7 protein-coding genes are annotated in these 5,697 nt (G+C 67.5%); 4 read left to right on the forward strand and 3 right to left on the reverse strand.

From position 1 onward, the window contains the following. The coding region (locus ABD089_RS00005; protein WP_343884093.1) for a hypothetical protein at window positions 1-450 on the forward strand (450 nt) is incomplete at its 5' end. Here ABD089_RS00005 and ABD089_RS00010 read toward each other — a convergent pair. After that, window positions 434-1,252: a hypothetical protein gene (locus ABD089_RS00010; protein ID WP_343884094.1), complete on the reverse strand. Its 819-nt coding sequence runs from the start codon at window positions 1,250-1,252 to the stop codon at window positions 434-436. The two genes, ABD089_RS00005 and ABD089_RS00010, sit on opposite strands and share 17 nt — an antisense overlap. A 72-nt stretch (window positions 1,253-1,324) precedes the next feature. Continuing rightward, complete coding sequence (locus ABD089_RS00015) at window positions 1,325-3,361, reverse strand: thioredoxin domain-containing protein (RefSeq protein WP_343884095.1); 2,037 nt, start codon at window positions 3,359-3,361, stop codon at window positions 1,325-1,327. A 69-nt stretch (window positions 3,362-3,430) separates the two neighbouring features. On the opposite strand from ABD089_RS00015, the gene ABD089_RS00020 reads away from it, so the two are divergent. Beyond that, window positions 3,431-3,679 (forward strand): hypothetical protein, encoded by a 249-nt coding sequence (locus ABD089_RS00020; RefSeq protein ID WP_343884096.1) that lies wholly within the window; start codon window positions 3,431-3,433, stop codon window positions 3,677-3,679. Between the two features lie 38 nt (window positions 3,680-3,717). On the opposite strand, the gene mca is transcribed toward ABD089_RS00020, so the two are convergent. Next, window positions 3,718-4,620 carry a mycothiol conjugate amidase Mca gene (gene mca / locus ABD089_RS00025; RefSeq protein WP_343884098.1) on the reverse strand — a complete coding sequence of 301 codons (903 nt, stop codon included), beginning with the start codon at window positions 4,618-4,620 and terminating at the stop codon, window positions 3,718-3,720. 67 nt (window positions 4,621-4,687) lie between these two features. Here mca and ABD089_RS00030 point away from each other — a divergent pair, with 67 nt between their 5' ends. Then, window positions 4,688-5,092, forward strand: a complete 405-nt coding sequence (locus ABD089_RS00030) for a DUF4307 domain-containing protein (protein ID WP_343884099.1) — start codon at window positions 4,688-4,690, stop codon at window positions 5,090-5,092. 64 nt (window positions 5,093-5,156) lie between these two features. Further along, window positions 5,157-5,663 (forward strand): transcription elongation factor GreA, encoded by a 507-nt coding sequence (gene greA, locus ABD089_RS00035; RefSeq protein WP_343884100.1) that lies wholly within the window; start codon window positions 5,157-5,159, stop codon window positions 5,661-5,663. The last annotated feature ends 34 nt before the right edge of the window (window positions 5,664-5,697 follow it).

The raw sequence follows: 5,697 nt of genomic DNA on the forward strand, positions 1-5,697 counted from the left end.
CCGTTGAAAAATATCGACACAAACCCCGAAAGGTTCGACATCGTCACTTCAAGCAAGAATCCCAACCAAGAAACCAAAACTGGTCTCAATAATCTTCATCTCAAAGGAACCCAAACCCGGCCAAAAGACCAGGCGACAGGATTCAAACACATCAAAAGATGTGTGATTGGCATTGACTTTAAGCACGCTGTTGAGTTCTCAAGTTTCGGGTGCATCCCGCGCCTCACCCTCTCGGGCTCCGCTTGGGGCAACTCGGTCTACTTTAGTGATCCGTTTCGCGAGTGTCAACTCGGCGATTTTTCGATCACCACAACCAGGTTCCCTTGCAGGCCCTTCGTTGTTTTTGCTGCTCTGTGGCAGCTCGGAGAACATTACCCCTCCCTGTCGGGAATGCAAAATCGGGGTGACGAAACCGGCTTGACTAGGCGTTTCGTCACACGGGGCCGATGAACAGCGTCCGACGCGCAACCTGGTCGATGCTCCTCCGGCGCCAAGCGACGACCTCGAGCAGGAGGCCAATCAAGCCGAGCACCACCATGACGAGTCCTCCTCCGGCGGTGAAGCCGGCGCGGTTGAGGGCGAGACCGGCCCCTGCCGCCAATGCCAACACCAGCACTCCGGCAAGCGCCCACAGCCTGGCCAGCCGGCCGAAGGGCGAGCGCACCGGGACCCCCGGCCAGGTGGGGCTGTCGAGCACCCCCGCGGCATGCAGTGCATACCGGGCGGTGCGCACCTCGTCCTTGAGATGGAGCCAGGTCACGACCAGTCCCAGTACGGCCGAGGTGAACAGCGCCGAGACAAGCCACCCCAGCGTTGCTCCGTTCAGCCCTGCCCAGGACAGCGCGTTGCTGAGGGCGGGCACTTCTGCGGACAGGCGGGAGAGCACGGCAGTGGCGAAGGAACCGAGGAGCAGGGCCGCGATACCTGCCTCGAGAACGCGTCTACCGCGCTCCCACCAGGACTCGTGACCGTGCGAGCGCGCTGCGACGGCGCGCATGATGCGGTCTCGCTCCTCGTCCGCCTCGGCATCCACCACGAGGTTGCGCCAACGGGCGTCCAAGAGCTGCAGGTCACTGGTTCCCAACAGGCGCTCGATCTCACTGCCCAGCACGGCCCGCACCAGGGCGACCTCGCGCAACGGCTCCGACACCTCCTGGCGCGAACGGACGTCCAGGCGCGAACGGACGTCCAGGCGCGCGAGGAGGTCATCCGCGCGTACCAGCGAAGGCCCTGCCCCCGGCTGCTGCGTCATCGCACCACCTCCCTGTGGCGCCACATCATGTGGCAGGGCCAGTCTGCCCGTCGCGGCCCACGTTGAGGACGATCAGCAGCGACTCCACAGGGGAGTCTTCAGCTCGGCGTAGTCGTTGACCGGCTCGAAGCAGGTCTCGCCTCGGCACACATACGCGGTTGGCTGCCCGTCGCGGGCGCCACGGTCGTCGAAGTGATGGGCGAAACCAGTGGTCCCCGGACGGCCCACGATGATCGCCGAGCCGGCGGGGGCCATCCGCCAGGCAGCGATCGCCATCCGGCTCAGGGGGTCGCCGTCATCGTCGACCACCACGCAGGTCCCCTCGCGCAGGCCACGGCGCGCGTCCTCCTGGACGAGGGCGTCGGCCAGCGACCAGCCGGCAAAGCGTGGGTGGTGGCTGACCAGCGGCCACGTCGTGCGGGCTGCCTGGTCGGCTCGTTCGGCCAGATCCGCGCGGTCGGCCATCAGCGCCACCAGGCGCAGGGCGCTGACCAGGGACGAGGTGGCCGAAGGGGTGGCGTTGTCCGTGAGATCGCGGGGCCGGTCGAACAGGTGCTCGCTCGATTCCGCGTCGAAGAAGCCACCATCGTCGGCGCTGAAGCGTGCCACTGCGCGGTCCACCAGCCAGGTGGCGCGTTCCAACCACACCGCGTCCCCGAGCGCGCCCGCCAACCGGGCCAGGCCGAGCGCGAGTGCCCCGTGGTCCTCGGCCACAGCCGGGGTCGTGCCGGCCGTGTTGTCACGAGAGGTGCGCATGAAGGTGTCAGCAGCCTGGTCGACATGGACACTCCACACGGCCTCGGCCGACTGCCGCGCCAGCTCGAGCCATCCGGACTGGCCGAAGATCGTCCCGGCCGTGACCAGTGAGTCGATCGCCAGGCCATTCCAGGCCGCGACCACCTTGTCGTCCCGCATCGGGGGGAAGCGGTTGTCCCGCTCGCCGCGGAGGGTCTCGAGGACGCGTGTCAGGCGGGTCCGGTCGGGGTTGCCGCGCAATTGGAGCGTGGACAGCCCGCCTTCCATCGTCCCGTTCTCGTGCACGTGGAAGACCTGCCTCGCCCATGACCCGTCCTGCTCGCCCAGCGCATCGTCGAGCAAAGCGGGGTTCCACAGGTAGTAGATGCCCTCTGCGACCATGCCGCGGATGTCGACCGAGTCGGCGTCCAGACTGGCGGCGAAGGCGCCACCCTCGGTGCGGAGTTCGCGCTCCAGGAATTCGACGGTGGCGAAGACGACGTGCTCGAAGAGCTCCCGCTGGAATCCGTCGTGGTCGGCGGTGCGACGCCAGCACCGGCTGTAGGTGCCAACCAGCAGCGCATTGTCATAGAGCATCTTCTCGAAGTGCGGAACCACCCAGCCCTGGTCGACGGAGTAGCGGTGAAAACCCCCGCCGACACGGTCGAAGATGCCGCCGCGGGCCATCATTTCGCAGGTCAACTGGGCCATGTCGAGGCTCGAGGGGTCGCCCTTGACCAGCAATGCGTCCAGCACCATCGACGGCGGGAACTTGGGCGCGGTGCCGAAGCCGCCGTGGATCATGTCGTAGGTCTTGCCGAGCTCTTCGAGGGTCTCCCGGGCGGTGGGCAGGTCATCGCTGACTGCCACCTCACCAGTACCGCGCAACTGCTCAACGATCGAGTCAGCCGAGGCCACCACCTCGTCCTTGCGTTGCGTCCAGGCCTCGGCCAGCGCCTGGCAGACCTCGCTGAAGGACGGCATCCCGCCCCGGGACACGGGCGGGAAGTAGGTGCCGGCGAAGAAGGGACGCCCGCTGGGGGTGAGGAAGACCGTCATCGGCCAGCCGCCCTGGCCGGTGAGAGCCTGGGTCGCGTTCATCAGCACCGCATCGACATCCGGGTGCTCCTCCCGGTCGACCTTCACGCTGACGAAATTGTCGTTCATCAACGCGGCCACGGCGGGATCGTCGAAGGACTCGTGCGACATCACGTGACACCAGTGGCAGGCGGCGTAGCCGGTGCTCACCAGCAGCGGGACGTCACGGCGTCGGGCCTCCTCGAAGGCCTCGGCCCCCCACGGCCGCCAGTCCACCTGCTGGTGGGCGTGCTGCTGGAGGTAGGGGCTGGTCGCGTCGCTCAGGAGGTTCGGCACCTGATCAGCCTAGTAGGCCTCCGACAGCCGGCACCTGGGCGGCCAGAGCCCCGGCGTAGGGTGTTGCCCATGACCCCGCTGATCACCGCTGGCACCTGGACCCTGATCGTTGCCCTGCTCATGCTGGCCTTCGGCCTGGTGGCCTACCGCAGCATCCGCAAGCAGATGCGCAACATCGACGTCCCCTTCCAGGCGGACGCCAACGAGGGCCGCATCATGGGCGGCGGCCGCCGGGGGCGCGAAACGGTGAGCCCGACGCGCGGCGGATCCAGCGACCGGGCAGCCGATGCCGCCGAGGTCGAGGACCTGCGAGGCTGAACCCCAGACGTCCCCACTGCCCCTGACAGAGGTTCGGTTCACAACACCCAGTTCTCGAGCTCCGACTCGGGACGCAGTCCGGCGAACAGGTCTTCCTCCGGACATTCGGTCTCGACCGTGCTGAACGCCAGTTCGTAGTCCTCGGTGGGCCACACCTTCTTCTGCACCTCACTCGGAACTGCGAACCATGGCCCGTCCGGGTCGATCTGGGTCGCGTGGGCCAGTAGCGCCGCATCACGGACGTCGTAGTACTCCGCGCAGTCGACGCGTGTGGTGATCCGCTTCTCGAATTCCAGGTCGGTCCAGTTGGCCAGTCGCTCCTTGTAGGGAGACTCCAGCCCGTGCTCGTGCATCGCCGCGTCAAGTGCCGCCATCCGGGGACGGTTGAAGGTCATGTGGTAGTAGACCTTCGACACCTGCCAGGCCGGCAGACCCGGCCACTGCGCAGCGTCTGCCGCCTGCCGGACGGCGGCCATCGTCACCCGGTGACACATCACGTGGTCGGGGTGGGGGTAGCCGCCCAGCTCGTCGTAGGTGGTGACCACGTGCGGGCGGAACTCGCGGATCAGGCCGACGAGCGGCTCGGCGGCCACCTCCGGGTCCATCAGACCGAAGCAACCCTCGGGCAACGGCGGCAAGGGGTCACCCTCGGGCAAGCCGGAGTCGATGAAACCCAGCCAACGCTGCTGGATGCCGAGGATGTCGCGCGCGGCGTCCATCTCCCGTGCCCGGATCTTGGCGATGTCATGCCAGACCTCGGGACGATCCATCTTGGGGTTCAGCACACTGCCGCGCTCCCCACCCGTGCAGGTCACGACCATCACGTCCACGCCCTGCGCGACGTACTTCGCGGTCGTCGCGGCACCCTTGCTGGACTCGTCGTCCGGGTGGGCATGGACGTGCATCAGGCGCAGGTGACCAGTGGGCAGGGCTTCCGACATGGCGACCATCAAACCATCGCGACACACGGGTGGCGGGCCACGTCCAGTGGAGAGGCAGAATGGGGGCGTGAGCACCACCGAAGCCGACCGAGCCCGCATTGCCGCCAGGTACCCGGAACGTCCAGCGATCCACCGCCTGCTGCGGGCGGCCATCGCGACGCTCGCGGTACTGGGACTGGGGTGGACGGTCTGGGCCGGGCTCCACCACGCGAACCCGCCGGTGGACGCCGACGTCTTCGGCTTCACCGTGCCGTCCGACCAGCAGGTGGACGTGGAGCTGCGGATCCAGCGGACCGATCCGGGGACAGCGGTCGTCTGCACCGTCGTGGCGCAGGCACCCAGCGGCGCCGGAGTTGGCAGGTTGGAGGCCCGGATCGAACCCGGCACCCAGAAGGTCGAGCGGCACGTCGTGAACGTGAAGACCGTGAACCGGGCCACGACCGCCATCGTCCAGGACTGCCGGACGGCCTGAGCAAGCGCCCCGGCAAGGATCCGCGGAACCTCCCCGGGCGGGGCGCGGCTGATAGGTTGGCCCGATGGTTGACAACGTGAACGAGACCATCTGGCTGACCCAGGATGCCTTCGACAAGCTGACGAAGGAGCTCGAATACCTCAAGGGTGACGGCCGCTCCGAAGTGGCGGAGAAGATTGCGCGTGCCCGCGACGAGGGCGACCTCAAGGAGAACGGCGGGTACCACGCCGCTCGCGAGGAGCAGGGACAGATGGAGGCCCGGATCCTCCAGCTCGAGGACATGCTGCGTCGCGCCCAGGTCGGGGAGGCAACCGCCACAGACGAAGCTGCGCCCGGCACGTTGGTGACCGTCGCCTATTTCGGTGACGAGGACGACACCGACCAGTTCCTGCTCGGCTCCCGCGAGGTGATGGGCCTGGACGACTCCGTCGACATCCAGGTCTTCAGCCCGCAGTCGCCGCTGGGATCGGCCGTGGTCGGCCGCAAGATCGGCGAGGCCACCAGCTTCGAGGCGCCCAACGGCAAGACCATCGAGGTCACCGTCGTCGCCGTGGAGCCCTTCCAGGGCTGACCCAACCTGCAGCCATACGAGGCGCCCGCGGCCG

The organism is Luteococcus sanguinis (assembly GCF_039527675.1).
Lineage (GTDB): Bacteria > Actinomycetota > Actinomycetes > Propionibacteriales > Propionibacteriaceae > Luteococcus > Luteococcus sanguinis.